Genomic DNA, 19,769 nt, shown 5'->3' with positions numbered 1-19,769 from the left:
GGGAATTAGCAAATTAGAAAATTAGTAAATGGGGTGGTGTGGAGTCTTAGGGCATAGGTAATAGGGGGGAGTATGACAGAAAAGGGGGAGTGTGGCGAGGGAAAAGGCGAGAAATGACGAATGATGAGGGACGAAGGACGAATGTGAAACTTTGTTAAAGTAAAACAATAAAATAAGTTAATTCTTTTTATGGAGTGTGTTTTTTATTTTACATTTGCACCATTATTCACCATAAACGATATTTTAATGAAAAGTTTTATTTTCTTTCTTGCTCTTTTTTGTGAGCTTACCCTTTCTGCTCAAGCGCAATACACTGTAAAAGGCTTCGTCCATAACGCTTCGCTTGAGGGAATTCCCAAAGTAGCTATTAAAGTATTAGATGCTGATACGAACCTTATTGTAAGCGAACCTCTTACGGGAGCTAACGGACTCTTTAGCTTTACTTCTCCTCCTCGAAAGTTGCGCATTTATATTGAAAGTACGGGTGATTATTTGTCGTATACGGGAGAGCCTTTTCTGTTAGACAAGAATATTGATATGCTTGCTATTGCCCTGAGCACTGCGGTGGATTTGGAAGAAGTAGTACTTACAGCTCCTCAGAAGAAAGCTGCTGTGTATATGGAGCAAGGCAAGATAGTGTTTTCACCTAAAAACAGCCTAACGCACTCTTCGGGTACGGCACTTGATGCACTGAAAAGTACGCCCAATGTGGTGGTAGACAGCCAAAATCACTTGAGTATTGGCGGGAAAAGCAATGTGTTGGTACTCATCAATGGGAAGCCTACTTATATGCAACCCGACGATTTGGCGAACTACCTGAAATCTATTCCAATGGCGCAAATCAAGAAAACGGAATTATTACTTAATCCGCCTGCCGAATATGAAGCACAGGGAGGAGCAGGAGCGGTGAATATAGTATTAGACAAAAAGACGGTAGAAGGTACGTTCTTCTCTTTAAATAACGGGGTATCGTATTGGTGGAATCTGCGACAGAACACAGAACTCCAATTGCAACACAGCGTGAAGAAGGGTATCTTGCGTTTGGGTTACAATCATCAGTTGGGGCATTACGCAATGGATTACGGCAGTGAGCGCCTACAAAATGGCTTGCGCTATGAAAGTCCTACCGATGATACCGAAAAGCGCAAAACGATTGCAGGGCATATTGGCTATGACTATTTGCCCGATGAACAACATACCTTAGGGGTGCAACTTTCTGCCAACACGTTATTTGGCAAAGGAACTACCAGCACGACTACCCGCTTTTTCAATGCTGCTAATGTATTGGAAAAGACGCTATCGGGCTATAACGATTACTTTATGCAAAAAGCCAATCGATACAGTGCCAATGCTTACTACACGTTTACCCCTTCGGATAACGAACGCTATCAGTTGGACATAGATTACGCTTTCTTTGATGGGGGCTCCGGCAATTGGCAACCCAACACTTACCGTTCGCCTGAGGGTACTATACTTTCTCACGAGATGTACCTCTCCGAAAACGACCGTAAGATACATATCTTTGCTACTTCTTTTCGTTCGGAGCTACCGTTATGGGGAGGAAGTCTTACAGCAGGTACTAAATATTCACAAGTATTTTCGGATAATAGTTTTCATTTCTTCAAGCACTTGCCTACCCACAATATCATAGATGTAAACCGCTCCAATGCTTTCGATTTCAAAGAACGTATTTTTGCCGTATATGCCCAGTATCACTACCCTATTACCGAACGCTTGAATGCTGAGGTGGGTGTGCGCAACGAGACCACTTTTTCTAAGGGACTGCTATTGCCCGTTGCGGGCAGTGCAAATAGCCAACAAGAACACAAAAAGCACTATACCAATTTCTTTCCTACCCTGAGTTTGCAATACCAATGCAATGATGACCTACAACTATTTGCAGGTTATAGCACGCGTATCAACCGACCTGAATACCAGAATCTCAATCCGTTTGAATACCTCTTAGACGAATTATCGTATTGGAAAGGGAATCCGTTTTTAGCCCCTGAGAAGATACAAAAACTCACTTTTTCGGCTTCGTATAAAAAGACATCTTTTACAATGGCTTACAGCTATTCTACTGATTTTTTTAGCAGTATTAGTGAACCTTTTCAGCAAAATAAGATTATTTCTATCCCTCAGAACATAGGTAGCCAGCACCATTTACTTTTTTCGCTTTATCAAGAACTCAACTGGGGCAAAGGCTGTCAGACGACTATTACCCCTAACCTCAGTTATATAGAGAACAAAGGCACTGTGTTAGAAGGCACTGAGTTACACCTCAATCGTTGGCAGTACAGCCTAACGATGCAAAATTACTTTCGCTTGCCTTGGCAACTGAAAGGCGAACTCACGGCAGTTTACAATTCGCGCAGATTAGCAGGCATCAACGAGATAGCTAAATCGTCAGGAGGTATAGACCTCGGTTTGCAACGCCTTTTCTTAAATAATCGTCTTACGGCTACCTTTAGTTTTACCGATATTTTCCACACTCAACGTTGGGACAGCGAGAGCCATTTGCCTAACTTAGACCTTTATGCTTACGGCAATAGCGAAAGCCGACAGCTTAGACTGAACCTCACTTACCAATTTGGAAAAGCTAAAGAGGCACACGTAAATGAACTGGAAGAGGTACAACGGTTGTGATTTTTCGGTGTTTTATTTCGCTATAATGGCAAAAAGCTATATCTTTGCATTTGAAATTATCCCTTGGAAATATATTTTTCAAGGCAATAAAATAAGCTAATGAAAAAAACACTTTTTACTATTATTGCCCTGTTACTTTCGGGCTACACTTTTGCACAGACGGATACTTCGGGGCGAAGCCTCTATCGTGCTACTCCTGAGAAGAAAACTGCCTTAAAGCACACGAAATTGAAGGTAGATTTTAACTTCACTAACCAAACACTCAACGGCGAAGAATGGCTTACTGCTTCTCCTTATTTCTATGCTACCGATAGCCTTATCCTCGATGCAAAGGCTATGCTTGTCCACAAGGTGGCTTTGGAACAGAATGGCAAGCAAAAGTCTCTTTCTTATAGCTATAAGAATGATATGTTGAGAATAAAACTCAACAAAACTTACCAAAAAGGGGAGACCTATACCGTGTACATTCGCTATACGGCACAGCCTGAAAAGGTAACTGATAAGGGCAGTCGTGCGATTACCGATGCGAAAGGGCTTTACTTTATCAACCCTAACGGAGAAGCCGATAAGCCTATGCGCCAAGTATGGACGCAGGGTGAAACAGAAGGCTCTTCGTGCTGGTTTCCTACCATCGACAAGCCCAACCAAAAGACTACTCAAGAAATAGAAATGACAGTGCCCGATAGCTTTGTTACCCTCTCTAACGGGGTGCTAAAAAGCAGTGATAAGAAAGGCAATATGCGCACCGACTATTGGGTGATGGACAAGCCTCACGCACCTTATCTTTTCTTTATGGGGGCAGGAGAGTTTGCCGTAGTAAAAGATACGCCTTGGCGCGGTAAGGTGCCTATTGAATACTATGTAGAAAAGGAATACGAGCCTGTTGCAAAACAGATATTTGGAAATACTTCCGAGATGATTACGTTCTTCTCTGAGCGTTTTGGCTATGACTATCCGTGGGCTAAATACGCCCAAATGGTAGTGCGCGACTTTGTGAGTGGAGCAATGGAAAACACTACGGCTGTAAGCCACGCCGAGAGTGCTTATCAGAGCGCAGAAGCTTTGGCTGACCAAAACTATTGGGAGCCTATTATCGCACACGAATTGGCACACCACTGGTTTGGTGATTTGGTAACTACCGAAAGCTGGTCGAATCTCACCGTAAACGAGTCGTTTGCTAACTACAGCGAATACTTGTGGTTGCTACACAAATACGGCAAAGATGCCGCAGAATACCACCTTAGCAATAACACCCTTCAATACCAACACCGCGTCAATGATTTTGCAAAAGATTTGGTGCGCTTTGGCTATGATTCACGTGAGGATATGTTCGATTTGGTATCTTACAACAAAGGCGGGGCTATCTTGCATATGTTGCGCAATTATCTTGGTGATGAGGCTTTTTTTGCAGGGCTTACCGATTACCTCAAAACGAATGAATACGGCACGGGGGAAGCTCACCAATTACGTCTTTCGTTAGAAAAAGTGAGCGGTAAAGACTTGAACTGGTTCTTTAACCAATGGTACTTTGGCAATGGTAATCCTACTGTGAATGTAGAAAAGACGTTTAGCAATGGTAAATTGACCTTAAAAATCATTCAGACACAAAGCGAAGACCTCTTGTTTCAGTTTCCGTTGGATATAGATATTTACAGAAATGGCAAGGCAGAGCGTCATAGTGTTTGGGTAGATGCTCGTAAAGAAAATACTTTTACTTTCGCAATGAAGAAAGCCCCAGAGCTGATAGATATCAACCCCGAAGGTGTGGTGCTGATAGATGAGCAATACCATAAAACGTGGGCAGAGTATTTGTACCAAATGCAACGCGCTAAATCGCTCAAGAGCAGAATGCAAGCGGTAAGTGCCCCAATGGCTCCTGACGGCAAAGATATTTTGCTCGCTGCTCTTAAAGACCCCTTTTTCCAAGTGCGCATACAAGCATTGCAAAAACTCGCTAATTATGAACTGAATGCTAAAGAAATGGCAATGGTAGAAAAGATTGCATCTTCTGACCCTGAGAACTTAGCTAAATCGGCAGCGATATGGGTATTAGCTACCTCAAAATACAAAAACAAATACGTTCCTTTATTTGAAAAATACCTTGGAACTCCTTCGGGGGCTATCAAGAATGCTGCTATCAACGGGATAGCTCGCACTGAGCCCGCCCACGCTAAGAGTATACTTGAAAAAGGAAGTGTTAAAGACTTTGATACCGACCAATTAGCGGGATTATCAGGAGTAATTGTAGACAACCAAATGGAGCAGTATCTCCCTGCGATACTTCCTTATTTTATATACTATCCTTTCTTTGAAAAAGACAATCCTGAAACAGCTGCCAACTTCAAAAAAGGCTATGAGTGGGCAATGCACATAGACAATACTTCACACGTGGAGCTATTGGCTGAATCACTCAAAGAAATCGCTAAAGATATGGAGAACCCTGCTGCTAAAGAGATGCTTAAAAATGTTTTAGACGAGGGAATCACTATCAAACGCGGCTTAAACCAAACTGAATCGGTAAAGAAACAGATTAAGATGTTGGAAGAGATTAAAGAAATGTTTAAGTAGTGGTTAGTGGTTAATGATAAACTTTGCCAAAGGTGCGAGCCGCACGGGCAGATAACTTTGGTAAAGTCTATTTATAAAATATTTAAGTTTATGGAGGCACTTCACACAACGCGCCTTTTGCTTCGTCCTTGGAAAATAACAGATGCCGAAGCCTTATACACACAAGCGCACAATCCTATTATAGGCAAGATGTGCGGTTGGTTACCTCACAAAAGTGTAGAAGAGAGCCAAAAGATTATTGAGGTTGTCCTTAGCAAGTCTCATAGTTTTGCTATTTGTTTAGCAAACAACATTCCCATAGGAAGTATAGGCTTGCTTTTACAAGGAGAGAGCAATCTTCCTGTAAGCGAAAATGAAGCTGAAATAGGATATTGGCTTGGAGAAGACTTTTGGGGTAAGGGCTATGTTACTGAAGCTACCCTAAGGGTACTGCAATATGCTTTTGAACAGGTGAACCTTACCCAGCTATGGGCAGGCGCATACGAGGAAAATATTGCCTCACAGCGAGTACTTGAAAAATGTGGCTTCCGTTACCATCATACCCTTGAAGATTTCTTGTTCCCGCTTGTAGGAGAGAGGCATACAAGTTTGATATATACATTAAACAGAGAAAATTGAAGATGAATACTCAAGAAATCGACGCACAAAGTTTGCAAAATGCCTATCGTCTTTTTGAGAGTGGAACTATAGAGCAGATAGAAGTAGGTACCACTAAAGGATTATGCGAGATATATCGCTATCTTTTTGAGGGGCTTTACGATTTTGCAGGTGAGATACGTCGGCTAAACATCAGCAAGGGCGGTTTTAAGTTTGCCAATGCGATGTTTTTGCACGCTATCCTACCCGTAATAGACCAAATGCCTGAAAATACTTTTGAAGAAATTGTAGCCAAATACGTAGAGATGAATATTGCCCACCCTTTTATGGAAGGCAACGGACGTGCAACTCGTATATGGCTCGACTTGATACTCAAAAAACGCTTAGGCAAAGTAGTGAATTGGCAACAGATAGATAAAGCTCCTTACCTCCAAGCAATGGAGCGTAGCCCTATCAACGATTTGGAATTGCGCTTTTTGTTGCAACCTGCCCTTACTGATAAAGTAAACGACCGTGAAGTAATTTTTAAAGGTATAGAGCAATCATATTATTATGAAAGTAATGACTAAAACAATGAAAAGACTTCTATTGATAACTACTCTTTCTTTGGTAGCAATTTCTTGCCAGCAGAAGAAAGCAACAACTGAAAAGACAGCTGTTACTCTCACTTATTCTAATTTAGTAGATACCGCTACCCAAGACGAAGTGCAAAAAGCCCTTACAGCAGCGGGAATAGCTGAGCAAAATGTAGCCTCTTTTTTGGAGAGTGTAGCCCTTTTCAACCAAACCGTAGGGGATAAAGTGGGCTTAGTACCCAAAGGATTTGTTACTATTGACAGCTTGCTACCTAAGTATGATGAGGTTGCTATACAAAGCATTTGGACGGCTAAATACCCTATGTTTCAAGGTTATAATTGTAGACTTACCTCCTTTACCCTCTTGCGTGATTTGATTACTTTCCCTACGGATAAAAAGTTTGCTAGCAAAGAGGAAGATGAGGTGCTTTTTATAGACCGTGAGTCCTTGCATAATACCCCTAAGAAGTTCTTTACCCCTGAGGAAGAAAATAACTTTTTTACCCTCTTTACTGAGGTGCCCACTACTAATACCAAAGATATAAATACCCATTTGCAGGTGATGCAACAAGCGTGGAAAGAGCGCGGTATCAATTTCCGTTATAAAAACGACCCGACTAAGGCATCGCTTATCTCGGCAGTCTTCCATTCCCAAATCACCCCAGAGGGGAACACACTTTTTGTAGGACACGTAGGGGTACTAGTACCTTTTGACGGCAAGCTACTCTTTATAGAAAAACTCGCTTTTCAAGAACCCTATCAGGTAATAAAATTAGAGAATCGCACCCAGCTCAGCGATTACTTAATGAACCGATATGATGTAGAATGGGAGCAACCTAATGCTATTCCGTTTATAATGGAAAACGATGTGCTAATGGACGGTTATCGCCCCAATCCATATAAAAAAGAACAGCGATTGTAAGAAGATAATTGTCATTTGTCAATTAATTTCTATCTTTGCAAAAAATAAGTAGGTGTATTATGAGTGCTATAGTAGCCATTGTGGGACGACCGAATGTAGGTAAATCCACTTTTTTTAACCGTTTGATAAAACGCCGTGAGGCTATCGTGGACGCTGTAAGTGGCGTAACACGCGACCGCCATTATGGTAAAACCGACTGGAACGGGGTCTCTTTTTCTGTTATTGATACAGGTGGTTACTTAGCGGGAGGCGACGATTCTTTCGAGAAAGAAATCAACAAACAAGTTGCCTTAGCCATAGACGAAGCCGATGCGATTATCTTTATGGTAAACGTAGAAGAAGGGCTTACCGGTATGGACGAATCAGTGGCTGAGTTGTTGCGTAAATGCCGTAAACCAATATTAGTAGCGGTAAACAAAGTGGATAGCAACAACCGTCGCAACGATATGCACGAGTTTTATGCCTTAGGCTTTGAACATCTCTACGCCCTATCAAGTGTAAATGGTAGTGGTACGGGTGAATTGCTCGACGACTTGGTAGCGCTCTTACCAGTAAAAGAACAACAAGAAGAAAATACCTTACCGCGCTTTGCCGTAGTAGGGAGACCTAATGCAGGTAAATCATCTTTTATCAATGCCCTTATAGGCGAAGACCGCTATATTGTTACTGATATTGCAGGCACTACACGCGATGCTATCGATACTAAGTACAACCGCTTTGGCTTTGAGTTCAACTTAGTTGATACCGCAGGTATCCGCCGTAAAGCCAAAGTGAAAGAGGACTTAGAGTTTTACTCGGTAATGCGTTCTATTCGCGCCATTGAGCACTCCGATGTGTGTATTTTAATGCTTGATGCTACGCGTGGTTTTGAAAGCCAAGATGCTAATATCTTCTGGTTGGCACAACGCAATCGCAAAGGCATAGTGATATTAGTAAACAAATGGGATTTGGTAGAGAAGGAAAACAATACGGCTAAACAGTACGAAGCTTCTATCCGTAAAGAAATAGAACCTTTCACCGATGTGCCTATCTTGTTTGTATCGGCATTGAATAAGCAACGTATCTACAAAGCCATAGAAACTGCGGTAGCAGTCTACAACAATCGCACCAAGCGTATCCCTACTCGCAAACTCAACGAGGTGATGTTGCCTATTATTGAGAATTATCCCCCTCCTGCTATCAAAGGAAAATACATCAAGATAAAATTCTGTACCCAGTTGCCTACACCTATGCCACAGTTTGCTTTCTTTGCTAATTTGCCACAGTACGTAAGAGACCCTTACCGACGTTTTATCGAGAACAAACTCCGTGAGAACTTTGATTTTAACGGTGTTCCAATTGATGTGTATTTCAGACAGAAATGATACTATTGAAAAAAATGAAAAAGAATATAGCAATCATAATGGGAGGTTACTCTAATGAAGCTCCCGTTTCTTTAAAGAGTGCTGCAGTAGTAGCCAAACACCTCAATCAAGATAAATATGTGCCTTACCCCGTGCGTATCGACCGCGATAAATGGGTGTATGTAGATGCTCAAAACAACGAACACCCTATTGATAAAAACGACTTCTCGGTAACGGTAAACGGACGTAAAATTACTTTTGATGCCGTTTTCAATGCCATTCACGGCACTCCTGGTGAAGACGGTTATTTACAAGCCTATTTCAATTTGATTGGCTTACCGCTTACAGGATGTAGTATGTATGCTTCGGCTCTTACTTTCAACAAACGCGATATGCTATCGGTACTCAAACCTTTTGGCATTCTTTCAGCCCCTTCTTACTATCTCAACAAAGGTGAAAACTATAATACAGCTGATATTGTAGCCAAAGTAGGCTTACCTTGCTTTGTGAAGGCTAATAAATCAGGGAGTAGTTTTGGAGTATATAAAGTATATGAAGAGGAACAACTGCCTATGTATATAGACAAAGCATTTGAAGTAGACGACGAAATCCTCATCGAAAGTTTCTTAAAAGGTACTGAAATCTCTATTGGGGTAATCAACTATCGCGGGAAAATAAAAGTTCTTCCAATGACTGAGATTGTATCCGAGAATGATTTCTTCGATTATGATGCGAAGTATAATGGTAAGTCGCAAGAAATTACTCCTGCGCGTCTTTCTGCCGAAATGACTGCTAAAATCAACGCTTTGGCGGAACGCGTATACCGATTGTTGAAAATGGAAGGCTTCAGCCGAAGTGAGTTCATCATCGTAGGCGATACACCTTATTTGCTTGAAATGAATACTACACCAGGGCTTTCAGAAGCTAGTTTACTGCCTCAACAAGCTAAAGTAGCAGGTATCAGCCTTGAAGAACTATTCGAAAGCGAAATAGAACGAGTATTGAATCGCTAACCATTAATCGTTAATCATTGAAAAGAGCTTTATTTCCAGGGTCGTTTGACCCCATTACCTTAGGTCATCACGATATTATCAAACGTGCTTTAGACCTATTCGATGAAATTGTGGTTGCCATAGGTGTTAATGGCGACAAGAACTATATGTTTACGGTAGAACAACGCAAAGAGTTTATCGAAAAAGCCTTTGCCGATGAACCCAAAGTAAAAGTTACAACTTACCAAGGACTTACAGTAGACTTCTGCAAAGAAATCGATGCTCAGTTTATTCTCAGAGGTTTGCGCAACCCAGCCGACTTTGAGTTTGAAAAAGCTATTGCGCATACTAACCGCAAATTATCTCAAATAGAAACAGTCTTTTTACTTACGGCAGCGCGTACTTCGTTTATATCATCGTCTATTGTGCGCGATGTTATTCGCAATCACGGTGATTATACCGTATTAGTGCCCGAAAGTGTAAGAGTATAAATTAATAAATAATAAAAAGAACTTAAAAATATGTGTGGAATTGTAGGTTATTTAGGCAAACGCGCCGCTTTTCCCATCGTGATTGATGGGTTAAAACGCTTAGAATACCGTGGATACGACAGCGCAGGTTTTATCTTAAACGCTGAGAGTTTTTACGGAGAAAAAACCAAAGGCAAAGTATCCGATTTGGTAGCCAAAGCAGGAGAAAATGTTCCTACTTATGGCTGCGGTATGGGGCATACCCGTTGGGCTACCCACGGAGTGCCTAACGATATTAATTCGCATCCTCACCGCTCTAATTCTGGCAAAATAGCCATTGTACACAACGGTATTATTGAGAATTATGAGAGTATCAAGCAAAACCTCATCAAAGAGGGGTTTGTATTCCATTCAGATACTGATACCGAAGTATTAGTAAACTTCATTGAATACTTCAAAGAAAAAGAAAACGTTAATTTAGAGACTGCCGTGCGCTATGCACTCAACGAGGTAGTGGGCGCTTTTGCCATTGCTGTAATGGAAGAAAGCAAACCTGAGGAAATAGTAGTAGCTCGCTTGGGTAGTCCGTTGGTAATAGGGGTAGGTGATGGTGAGTTCTTCATCGCTTCCGATGCCTCTCCTTTTATAGAGTATACCCAAAATGCTGTGTATTTAGAAGATGGCGAAATGGCTACCATTCACCTCAACAAACCGTTGAAAGTGATTAAAATAGGCAGTAATGAGCAGGTGAGTCCGTTTGTACAACAACTCAAACTCAACCTCGAAGCCATTGAAAAAAGCGGATACGACCATTTTATGCTCAAAGAAATCTACGAGCAGCCTAAGTCTATCCAAGACACGATGCGCGGTCGCCTCTTGCCCAACCACTCTACCAAACTATCGGGAATAGATAATCATTTAGAGACCTTCCTCAATGCCAAACGCATTGTTATTGTAGCGTGTGGGACTTCGTGGCACGCAGGCTTGGTAGGTGAATATCTGTTAGAAGAATACGCTCGTATTCCTGTAGAAGTAGAGTACGCCTCAGAGTTCCGTTATCGCAATCCAATTATCAATAAGGGGGATATCGTCATTGCTATTTCACAATCAGGCGAGACCGCCGATACCTTAGCAGCCCTCAAATTAGCGAAAGAAAAAGGGGCTTTTATCTACGGTATTTGCAATGTGGTAGGTTCATCAATTGCGCGTATCACCCATTCAGGCACTTACACTCACGCAGGTCCTGAAATAGGGGTAGCTTCTACCAAAGCCTTTACCACCCAACTCACGGTGCTTACCCTTATCGCTTTGCATTTAGGACATAAGAAGGGTACCCTCAGTACGGAAACCTATCACCGCCTTTGCAAGGAATTAGAACGTGTGCCCCAGTTGCTCGAAACCACTATCAAAACAGTCGATCACAAGATAGCCGAGATAGCCGAAAGCTATAAAACAGCTACCAATTGCTTGTATTTAGGTCGTGGTTTTAATTTTCCTACCGCTTTGGAAGGGGCTTTAAAACTCAAAGAAATATCCTATATTCACGCCGAAGGCTATCCAGCTGCCGAGATGAAACACGGACCTATCGCCCTTATCGATGAGAATATGCCGGTGATATTCATTGCACCGTCTAAAGGACATTATGATAAGGTAGTTTCCAATGCACAAGAGATAAAGGCGCGCAAAGGTAAAATTATAGCCGTAGTAACCGAAGGCGATACCCAAATGGCGGGCTTAGCAAACCACGTGATTGAGATACCCGAAATCAGTGAGGCGCTTACCCCTATTTTAGCTTCAGTACCTTTGCAGTTGCTGTCCTATTATATCGCTATCAAGCGCGGTTGCAATGTCGATCAACCTCGTAATTTAGCCAAATCAGTAACCGTAGAATAATTTGGTAATTTCCCAATTTCTCAATTAGAAAAAGAGTCAATTTGTATACTTACAAATTGACTCTTTTTTTGTTTGAAGTGAGCTCGATATAACAAAATTCTCTTTTTTATTTGCTTTTGTACTATATACCTTGCCAAAGTTTCTAACCGCTCTTCGCGCTACGTCCCTTACCAAAATAGAAATCCCTTAACTACCTTCTTTTTAGTTCTATCTTAGCTTTAACTTACTTTCTATTTAGGTTCGTCTTTTGTTCGTTGTAGAGCCACTGTAGAGCCACTGTAGAGCCACTGTAGACCCACTCTTCGTTCATCTTACTGCCGTTATACCTTGCTAAAGTTTCTGTCCCCCGTGTAGCTCGCATTTTGTCTTGCTATGGCTTTTTCACATTGATAGTCAATCTTATTGACATTACATTTATAGGGGCGCTTGTAAACGCCCCTATAAAAATAAAACTTTTTAAACAGCTTCTTTTTTGTGTTTTACTATTCAGTAAATTCGATTACGTCAGCTGAAACACTTACTGTATATTGGATTCCTACCCCTATAAAAATCCAATGTGACTCAACGGTTTCATTGATAACCGCTCTTGAAGAACCTACCAAATTGGCTTTTTGAAGCATTTTAGCTCTTGCTTTTTCCACCAAAGCACGTCTCCCACCTCCTATAATCAATAGAAAATATTGATTAGAAGCTTCTCCTTTAACGTGTTCTACTACTTTAAAGTTATTTTTAGCCAGTACCACTTGAGTAGTATGGTTGTTTACATTGTGTGATAACTCTCTTGTTACACCACAACTTGCTAACAGTAGTGCTAAAACACTGAATAATACGATTTTTTTCATTTGTTATTGATTTAATTTTGATGTTACGATATGAGTAAGGGCAACTTTTAGAGCATAAAAAAAGCGTGAATGTTTTGTTCACACTTTAAAAAGGCTCTGGTATGCCCGAAACAGGTATGTAACAAAAACAGTTCACGCCCTTATGGGGCGAGAAACCATTTGTTAATTCACCTCTGTTTCTATTGAATTTACCAGATTCTTTTTAAAAGGAATATTAACAACTTTCTCTTTAAATCTTATGTGTATTTTTCTATTCTTCTATATCTCAATTGTTTTTATTTGATGCAAAAATATGAATTAATTAGAAATTACAAATAATAAAAGACAATTTTTTTCCAGAAAAATAAAGTTTTTTCCTTTTTTCGTCATTCGTATTTCGTATTTCGTAATTATTTATTACTTTTGCCCTCTGTAACAAAAATTTAAACCAATGAATACCGTAAATCGTTTATTCGATATACCTTATTATCAACAATCTAAACACCCTTTAGAGGTCGCTTTTGCTACCAAATACAACGGTGAGTGGGCAAAAACCTCTACCGCTGAATATATCCAAAAAGTAAATACCGTAAGCCGAGGCTTATTGCGCTTAGGCATTGAAAAAAATGATAAAATAGCGGTCATTTCAAGTACTAATCGCACCGAATGGCACGTGCTCGACATCGGGATTTTACAAGTAGGCGCACAGAATGTACCTATCTATCCCACTATCAACTTAGAGGATTTCGAGTATATCCTCAACCATTCGGAATGTAAATACTGTGTCGTTTCCGATAAAGAACTATGGGAGAAAATCTCTTCTATCCAAGATAAATTGCCTCATCTAAAAACTATTTTTACCTTCAACGATGTACCTTATGCCCACCATTGGCAAGAAATCCTCGATTTAGGTGCCGATGAGAGCAATCAAGCAGAAGTGGAAGCACGCAAAGATAGTATTCAAAAAGACGATTTAGCGACTATCATCTACACTTCGGGCACTACCAGCCGTCCAAAAGGGGTAATGCTCTCTCACTGGAATATCATTTCTAACATACTGAACTGCCAAGACCGTTTGCCTATTACCGAAGGCTCTACAGCACTCAGTTTTTTGCCTGTGTGTCACGTGTTTGAGCGTATGCTCACCTATTTGTATCAGTACGATTGTCTAAGCATTTATTTTGCCGAATCTCTCGATAAAATCAGTGATAACTTGCGTGAGGTAAAACCGCATATCATTACAGTAGTACCCCGACTCATAGAGAAGATTTACGACAAAATCTTCGCAAAAGGGGCAGAACTTAAAGGCATTAAACGCAAACTCTTCTTTTGGGCACTCAATTTGGGCTTTCAGTACGAACCTTATGGTGCTAATGGCGCTTGGTATCAGTTCAAACTGAAAATTGCACGCAAACTCATTTTCAGTAAATGGCGTGAAGCCTTAGGCGGACGTATACAGATGATTGTCTCAGGTAGTGCTGCCCTCTCACCGCGTTTGGCGAAAGTGTTTTCTGCCGCAGGGCTGAAAATTATGGAAGGTTATGGTCTTACCGAAACCGCTCCTGTAATTGCTGTAAACCGCGAATCGGGTAGATATTGGAAAATAGGTACCGTAGGGAAACCTATTGTGAATATAGAAGTAAAAATCGCCGAAGACGGTGAAATACTTGTGAAAGGCGAGAACGTAATGTTGGGTTACTATAAAGACCCCGAGCAAACGGATCAGAACATCACCGATGGTTTCTTCCACACAGGCGATATAGGCGAGCTTGATGCTGATGGCTTCCTTAAAATCACCGACCGCAAGAAGGAAATCTTCAAAACTTCAGGCGGTAAATACGTATCGCCTCAGCTAATAGAAAACCAATTGAAACTCTCTCGTTTCATCGAGAATGCAATGGTAGTAGGCGAAGGTGAAAAGATGCCTGCTGCTATTATTCAGCTCAACTTCCCATTTGTAAAAGAATGGGCACGCCGTCATAAAGTGAAATTAGGAAAGACCAACGAAGAGATTATACAAAATCAAGCCGTTCACGACCGTATTGCGAAAGAGGTAGAAAAGGTAAACAATCATTTAGGCAAGTGGGAACAAGTAAAACTTTTTGATTTCACCCCCGATGAATGGACGATAGACGGCGGTCATCTCACCCCTACCCTCAAACTTAAACGACGTGTGATTAAAGAAAAGTATATAGATATTTACAATAAGTTCTACAATAAGTGAGAGAAATAACCGATATTACTACTTTTACTACCCAACAACCTACGGTGCTCACCATAGGCACGTTCGATGGTGTGCATTTGGGACATCAGAAAATCATTGAAAGGGTAGTAACAACAGCTCGCCAAGAAGGACTTTTAGCAACAATATTCACTTTCTTTCCGCATCCGCGAATGGTAGTGCAACACGACAAAAGTTTGAAACTTATTCACACTTTGGAAGAGAAGAAGCAACTACTCCAGCGATTAGGCGTCGATTTGCTCGTGGTGCAACCTTTTAATGAGGCTTTTGCTCAACTTACTGCTGAGGAGTTCGTAAGTACTATTTTGGTACAGCATCTCAACGTGAAAAAGGTGATTATTGGTTACGACCATCGTTTTGGGCGCAATCGTACCGCAAATATAAACGATATGCGTTTATTTGGCGAAAAGTATGGCTTTGCTGTGGAAGAAATATCGGTGCAAGAAGTAGATGAAGTATCGGTGAGTTCCACCAAGATAAGAGAGGCGTTGAATAAAGGCGACGTTATCACTGCTGAGCATTACCTCGGGACTCCTTACAGCCTTACAGGCATTGTGGTACACGGACTCAAATTGGGGCGTACCTTAGGCTACCCTACGGCTAATATACAAGTAACTGAGGACTACAAACTCATTCCCAAAGATGGCGTATATGTGGTGTATAGTTACATTGGCGCACGAAAAGTATATGGGATGATGAGCATTGGCAAGAACCCTACTATCGAAGGAAAAGGAGCGTCTATTGAGGTGTATTTCTTTGACTTCAACGGCGACCTTTACGACCGTGAGCTCACAGTATATTTTGTAAAATACCTACGTGAAGAGCGAAAGTTCTCTTCGGTAGCACTTCTTAAAAAACAATTACAAGATGACGAAACAACAGCGAGAAAAGCAATTGCGTTATGACAAAGCTTATATGCGTATGGCGATGGAATGGGCAAAATTGTCTTATTCACAGCGCAAGCAAGTAGGAGCTATAATAGTAAAAGACCGTATGATTATTTCAGACGGTTATAATGGTACGCCCACTGGTTTTGATAACTGTTGTGAAGATGAGGAAGGCAATACCCATTGGTATGTACTTCACGCCGAAGCTAATGCGATAATGAAAGTCGCTTCGTCAACCCAATCGTCAGAAGGAGCGACGCTCTATATCACAATGTCACCTTGCAAAGAGTGCAGTAAGCTCATCTACCAATCGGGGATTAAGCGCGTGGTGTATAAGGAAGGCTATCGCGATAACGAAGGGTTAGCTTTTCTCGAAAAAGCAGGTGTAGAAGTCGTCCATTTAGAAGATGTAAGTGAATAATCTTCCTTACTTAAATTTAATATTTACTCCAAGTAGCTGATATCCTTCCCAAGTGTTGGAGGTACAGAATTCCCAACTATATTTTACTTTATTAACCAAGAAAGCGTCTTCTTTTTTTATTTTGGTGATGCGTCTGTTAGCAATCGTTTTACCGGTGATATATCCCACAAAAAGGGCAATAGGATAATCGGAAGCCCAATGCACTTTACTTTGCATCATCTCGTAGCACATCAAACCTAAGGCTGTGTAACCTACGGGCTTTATCCATTTGTAGTCGGGGTAGTTTTCGGCAATCACTGTGAGTGCTGACATTGCAGTAGTGAGGTGTCCAGAGGGCATAGCGTCATACATAGGGGTATCCTCTTGGTAAGCTTTAAAGCTGGGAGCAAACGTCCACTGACTGTGCCAACGCCCGTCGTCTGCGGTTATAAACGGACTCTCGCGCCCTGTAAGTCGCTTGATGGGTTGTACAAAAGCACCCGATACAATGATGCTTTCCAATATCTGCATAGCAGTACTTTTGGCGCGATAATCACCTGTAATAAGACCATAAGTAGCCATCCCTCCACTGATAATGATAAAAGTCGTACCATTGCCAATAAAGTACATTGCTGAGTTTACATCGGCGGGAACGATTTTTAAAAAGCCTAACTTCTTATAAGTATGTGCTTCATTTAGTCCTAAATTCTCACCCAAACTTCTACTTTCTCTAATGAGCCAAGGGTCGGCAGGAATGAGTGCCGCAGTAGCACCAATAGCCGCCAATCCGTAAGGATAATTGGGTTTAGACACCATCTCCACCGCCGATTTTCCTATATTATGTGGTATCTTGTTGAAGATATCCACAAAACGCGGTTTTTTGTACTCATAAGTGAGGTGCTTATTGATTTTGTAGCTTCTGTTAAATGAACAATAATTAGTATTAACCATTTCCAGACCTCCTTTTTCCAAATTATCAAATAAACTATCCAATACACTTTCAGGAATAGAATCAGTTTCCTGCGAAAGGGCAGGGGAGAGGGGGAAAATAATAAGGAAGAGTAATAAAAGGTATTTCATTGTATCAACTCATTTAAAAAACTATCAGTGTTTTCGTTGTTGTAGAAGGCTTTGATTTCTTCGGCGTTTTCTTTGAGCAACTGGCGAATGAAAGCATCGTAGGTAGTTTTGCGGTCTTCTAAAAAGCCGTTGAAATAGCGTTCGCTTACTTCCAAACCATTGGCTTTTTCTATCTTTAAAAGACGTTCGTACAAAGGGACTATATGCTCGCTGATGAGTGTTTTAGGCAATGCTTTGCGGTGTGATATAAAGGCAGTAATTTCATCTTGTTCATTGCGTACTATTTCAAAATTAGTAATCACCCAATAATAGCGCCCGCTTTTAGAGAGGTTCTTGATGATAGCGTGGAAATTATTATGCCCTTTGAGGTTTTCCCATAGTATTTTGAAAACTACTTTGGGCATATCGGGGTGGCGGATAAGGCTATGAGGCTGGTCGTATAACTCAGCCTCAGTATAGCCTGATACTTCTTGAAATGCCTTATTGGTTTCCATTATATGTCCGTGCTTGTTAGTACGACTCATCAGGGTAGTGGTTTTATCCCACAACACTTCTTCGTCTATGGGCACGGGACGTTTGATTGTTGGAGTTTCAGTCATTTTCTTACCTCTTATCTCTTACTTCGTATCTAATTTGTGAAGCCAATTGCGCATATCCACTTCTTTGGCAATAGTGTTGCGCAATTCAGGAATGGCAATGCGCACTTGCTCCATAGTGTCGCGGTGGCGTAAGGTAACGGTGTTGTCTTCCAAAGTTTGGTGATCGACGGTTACGCAGAAAGGTGTACCTACCGCATCTTGGCGGCGATAACGGCGACCTACTGCATCTTTTTCGTCGTAAGCTACATTGAAATCGTATTTTAGCTCGTTCACGATTTGTTCGGCAACTTCTGGAAGTCCGTCTTTTTTGAGCAATGGCAATACGGCTACTTTGGTAGGTGCCAACACAAAAGGTAAACGCAATACGGTACGGGTATCTCCTCCTTCTAATGCTTCTTCTTGCAATGAGTTGGAGAATACCGCAAGGAACATACGGTCGAGCCCGATAGAGGTTTCGAGTACGTAAGGAGTATAGCTCTTGTTTTCTTCGGGGTCGAAGTATTGCATTTTTTTGCCTGAATACTTTTCGTGGTTACCGAGGTCGAAATTGGTACGAGAGTGGATACCTTCTAATTCTTTGAAACCAAATGGAAAACGGAACTCGATATCGCAAGCAGCATCGGCGTAGTGAGCGAGCTTTTCGTGTGGGTGGTAGCGATAGTTTTCCTCTCCCATTCCTAAGGACAGGTGCCATTTGAGGCGGGTTTCTTTCCAGTACTCATACCATTGTTGTTGGGTACCTGGTTTGATGAAGAATTGCATTTCCATTTGTTCGAACTCGCGCATACGGAAAATAAACTGACGCGCCACAATCTCGTTGCGGAAGGCTTTACCCGTTTGGGCGATACCAAAAGGAATTTTCATACGTCCGGATTTTTGCACGTTTAGGAAGTTTACGAAAATACCTTGAGCGGTTTCGGGACGTAGGTATAAATCCATAGAAGCATCGGCAGAGGCGCCGATTTTGGTACCGAACATTAGGTTGAACTGTTTTACATCTGTCCAGTTGCGTGAACCTGTTTCGGGGTCGGCAATTTCGAGTTCTTCAATAAGGGCTTTTACATCGGCGAGGTCTTCTTTTTCAAGCGATTTACCCAAGCGGTGTAATATTTCTTCGCCACGTTTTTTGTATTCTAACACACGAGGATTGGTAGTTATAAACTGCTCGCGGTCGAAAGCATCGCCGAAGCGTTTTTGAGCTTTAGCGATTTCTTTTTCAATCTTATCATCGAGTTTAGCGACGTAATCTTCTACGAGCACATCGGCGCGGTAACGTTTTTTAGAGTCTTTGTTATCGATAAGAGGGTCGTTGAAAGCATCGACGTGCCCAGAAGCCTTCCACGTAGTAGGGTGCATAAAGATAGCAGCATCGATGCCCACAATATTCTCGTTCATCTGCACCATTGCGCGCCACCAATATTCGCGGATATTCTTTTTTAGTTCAACGCCATTTTGACCATAATCGTACACGGCACCAAGACCGTCGTAGATTTCACTAGATGGGAAAATAAAGCCATATTCTTTGGCGTGAGCAATAACTTTTTTGAATTGATCGTCTGTATTTGCCATATATTCAATTGATTTTCAGTTATAAAATATAGATTAAAGTTTGTTTGAGATTGAAAATAATTCGACAAAGATACTATTATTTTTTGGAAAAAGGAGTATATTTGCCGAAAAAGTTTTAGATTAATGGTTAGTGGTTAATGATTAATGGTTAATGATTAATGGTTA

Annotated in this window: 16 protein-coding genes; 12 read left to right on the top strand and 4 right to left on the bottom strand. The window is 41.3% G+C overall.

Features of this window, described 5'->3' with window-relative positions:
• The first annotated feature begins 246 nt into the window (after window positions 1-246).
• The 9 genes from HMPREF9078_RS02495 (at window position 247) to glmS (ending at window position 12,006) form a co-directional block, all read left to right on the top strand.
• Window positions 247-2,646, top strand: coding sequence for a TonB-dependent receptor (locus tag HMPREF9078_RS02495; protein ID WP_034542609.1), 2,400 nt, complete (start codon window positions 247-249; stop codon window positions 2,644-2,646).
• A 99-nt stretch (window positions 2,647-2,745) separates the two neighbouring features.
• Window positions 2,746-5,214, top strand: a complete 2,469-nt coding sequence (locus HMPREF9078_RS02490; RefSeq protein ID WP_009419147.1) for a M1 family metallopeptidase — start codon at window positions 2,746-2,748, stop codon at window positions 5,212-5,214.
• A 90-nt stretch (window positions 5,215-5,304) separates the two neighbouring features.
• Window positions 5,305-5,832, top strand: a complete 528-nt coding sequence (locus HMPREF9078_RS02485; protein ID WP_034542628.1) for a GNAT family N-acetyltransferase — start codon at window positions 5,305-5,307, stop codon at window positions 5,830-5,832.
• A gap of 2 nt (window positions 5,833-5,834) precedes the next feature.
• Window positions 5,835-6,380 carry a protein adenylyltransferase Fic gene (fic, locus tag HMPREF9078_RS02480; RefSeq protein WP_009419145.1) on the top strand — a complete coding sequence of 182 codons (546 nt, stop codon included), beginning with the start codon at window positions 5,835-5,837 and terminating at the stop codon, window positions 6,378-6,380.
• 4 nt (window positions 6,381-6,384) lie between these two features.
• A complete protein-coding gene (locus tag HMPREF9078_RS02475; RefSeq protein ID WP_034542626.1) occupies window positions 6,385-7,308 on the top strand; it encodes a DUF4300 family protein in 924 nt (307 codons plus the stop codon).
• 59 nt (window positions 7,309-7,367) lie between these two features.
• Entirely contained in the window at window positions 7,368-8,672 is a 1,305-nt protein-coding gene (der, locus tag HMPREF9078_RS02470) for a ribosome biogenesis GTPase Der (RefSeq protein ID WP_009419142.1), read from the top strand.
• A gap of 14 nt (window positions 8,673-8,686) precedes the next feature.
• Window positions 8,687-9,664: a D-alanine--D-alanine ligase gene (locus HMPREF9078_RS02465; protein ID WP_034542623.1), complete on the top strand. Its 978-nt coding sequence runs from the start codon at window positions 8,687-8,689 to the stop codon at window positions 9,662-9,664.
• A 17-nt stretch (window positions 9,665-9,681) separates the two neighbouring features.
• Window positions 9,682-10,134: a pantetheine-phosphate adenylyltransferase gene (gene coaD / locus HMPREF9078_RS02460; protein ID WP_009419140.1), complete on the top strand. Its 453-nt coding sequence runs from the start codon at window positions 9,682-9,684 to the stop codon at window positions 10,132-10,134.
• A gap of 30 nt (window positions 10,135-10,164) precedes the next feature.
• Complete coding sequence (gene glmS, locus HMPREF9078_RS02455; protein WP_009419139.1) at window positions 10,165-12,006, top strand: glutamine--fructose-6-phosphate transaminase (isomerizing); 1,842 nt, start codon at window positions 10,165-10,167, stop codon at window positions 12,004-12,006.
• 482 nt (window positions 12,007-12,488) lie between these two features.
• On the opposite strand, the gene HMPREF9078_RS02450 is transcribed toward glmS, so the two are convergent.
• Window positions 12,489-12,848 (bottom strand): DUF6567 family protein, encoded by a 360-nt coding sequence (locus tag HMPREF9078_RS02450; RefSeq protein WP_009419137.1) that lies wholly within the window; start codon window positions 12,846-12,848, stop codon window positions 12,489-12,491.
• Window positions 12,849-13,278: 430 nt separating this feature from the next.
• On the opposite strand from HMPREF9078_RS02450, the gene HMPREF9078_RS02445 reads away from it, so the two are divergent.
• From HMPREF9078_RS02445 to HMPREF9078_RS02435, 3 genes are read left to right on the top strand one after another with little or no spacing between them, the layout of a single operon-like run.
• On the top strand, window positions 13,279-15,051 hold the full coding sequence (locus tag HMPREF9078_RS02445) for a long-chain fatty acid--CoA ligase (protein WP_009419136.1): 1,773 nt from the start codon (window positions 13,279-13,281) through the stop codon (window positions 15,049-15,051).
• Complete coding sequence (locus HMPREF9078_RS02440; RefSeq protein ID WP_009419135.1) at window positions 15,048-15,974, top strand: bifunctional riboflavin kinase/FAD synthetase; 927 nt, start codon at window positions 15,048-15,050, stop codon at window positions 15,972-15,974. Before HMPREF9078_RS02445 ends, HMPREF9078_RS02440 begins: the two co-directional genes overlap by 4 nt.
• Window positions 15,937-16,377: a dCMP deaminase family protein gene (locus HMPREF9078_RS02435; RefSeq protein ID WP_009411280.1), complete on the top strand. Its 441-nt coding sequence runs from the start codon at window positions 15,937-15,939 to the stop codon at window positions 16,375-16,377. Before HMPREF9078_RS02440 ends, HMPREF9078_RS02435 begins: the two co-directional genes overlap by 38 nt.
• 6 nt (window positions 16,378-16,383) lie before the next feature.
• Here the strand turns inward: HMPREF9078_RS02435 and HMPREF9078_RS02430 are convergent, their stop codons facing one another.
• From HMPREF9078_RS02430 to HMPREF9078_RS02420, 3 genes are read right to left on the bottom strand one after another with little or no spacing between them, the layout of a single operon-like run.
• Window positions 16,384-17,436 carry a phosphatase PAP2 family protein gene (locus tag HMPREF9078_RS02430; protein ID WP_009419134.1) on the bottom strand — a complete coding sequence of 351 codons (1,053 nt, stop codon included), beginning with the start codon at window positions 17,434-17,436 and terminating at the stop codon, window positions 16,384-16,386.
• Window positions 17,433-18,035 carry a PAS domain-containing protein gene (locus HMPREF9078_RS02425; protein WP_009419133.1) on the bottom strand — a complete coding sequence of 201 codons (603 nt, stop codon included), beginning with the start codon at window positions 18,033-18,035 and terminating at the stop codon, window positions 17,433-17,435. Before HMPREF9078_RS02425 ends, HMPREF9078_RS02430 begins: the two co-directional genes overlap by 4 nt.
• A gap of 18 nt (window positions 18,036-18,053) precedes the next feature.
• The gene (locus HMPREF9078_RS02420; RefSeq protein ID WP_009411283.1) at window positions 18,054-19,604 is read right to left on the bottom strand and encodes a glycine--tRNA ligase; all 1,551 of its coding nucleotides are present in this window, start codon (window positions 19,602-19,604) and stop codon (window positions 18,054-18,056) included.
• Window positions 19,605-19,769 lie beyond the last annotated feature (165 nt).

Source organism: Capnocytophaga sp. oral taxon 380 str. F0488, assembly GCF_000318255.2.
GTDB classification, from domain to species: Bacteria; Bacteroidota; Bacteroidia; order Flavobacteriales; family Flavobacteriaceae; genus Capnocytophaga; species Capnocytophaga ochracea.
This window is presented reverse-complemented; position numbering and strand designations above follow the sequence as displayed.

Coding starts and splice junctions, on each gene's coding strand:
- HMPREF9078_RS02495 (WP_034542609.1), top strand. CDS start 247: ATGAAAAGTTTTATTTTCTTTCTTGCTCTTTTTTGTGAGCTTACCCTT.
- HMPREF9078_RS02465 (WP_034542623.1), top strand. CDS start 8,687: ATGAAAAAGAATATAGCAATCATAATGGGAGGTTACTCTAATGAAGCT.
- HMPREF9078_RS02445 (WP_009419136.1), top strand. CDS start 13,279: ATGAATACCGTAAATCGTTTATTCGATATACCTTATTATCAACAATCT.
- HMPREF9078_RS02450 (WP_009419137.1), bottom strand. CDS start 12,848: ATGAAAAAAATCGTATTATTCAGTGTTTTAGCACTACTGTTAGCAAGT.
- HMPREF9078_RS02425 (WP_009419133.1), bottom strand. CDS start 18,035: ATGACTGAAACTCCAACAATCAAACGTCCCGTGCCCATAGACGAAGAA.
- HMPREF9078_RS02490 (WP_009419147.1), top strand. CDS start 2,746: ATGAAAAAAACACTTTTTACTATTATTGCCCTGTTACTTTCGGGCTAC.
- der (WP_009419142.1), top strand. CDS start 7,368: ATGAGTGCTATAGTAGCCATTGTGGGACGACCGAATGTAGGTAAATCC.
- HMPREF9078_RS02420 (WP_009411283.1), bottom strand. CDS start 19,604: ATGGCAAATACAGACGATCAATTCAAAAAAGTTATTGCTCACGCCAAA.
- HMPREF9078_RS02475 (WP_034542626.1), top strand. CDS start 6,385: ATGAAAAGACTTCTATTGATAACTACTCTTTCTTTGGTAGCAATTTCT.
- fic (WP_009419145.1), top strand. CDS start 5,835: ATGAATACTCAAGAAATCGACGCACAAAGTTTGCAAAATGCCTATCGT.
- HMPREF9078_RS02485 (WP_034542628.1), top strand. CDS start 5,305: ATGGAGGCACTTCACACAACGCGCCTTTTGCTTCGTCCTTGGAAAATA.
- glmS (WP_009419139.1), top strand. CDS start 10,165: ATGTGTGGAATTGTAGGTTATTTAGGCAAACGCGCCGCTTTTCCCATC.
- HMPREF9078_RS02430 (WP_009419134.1), bottom strand. CDS start 17,436: ATGAAATACCTTTTATTACTCTTCCTTATTATTTTCCCCCTCTCCCCT.
- HMPREF9078_RS02435 (WP_009411280.1), top strand. CDS start 15,937: ATGACGAAACAACAGCGAGAAAAGCAATTGCGTTATGACAAAGCTTAT.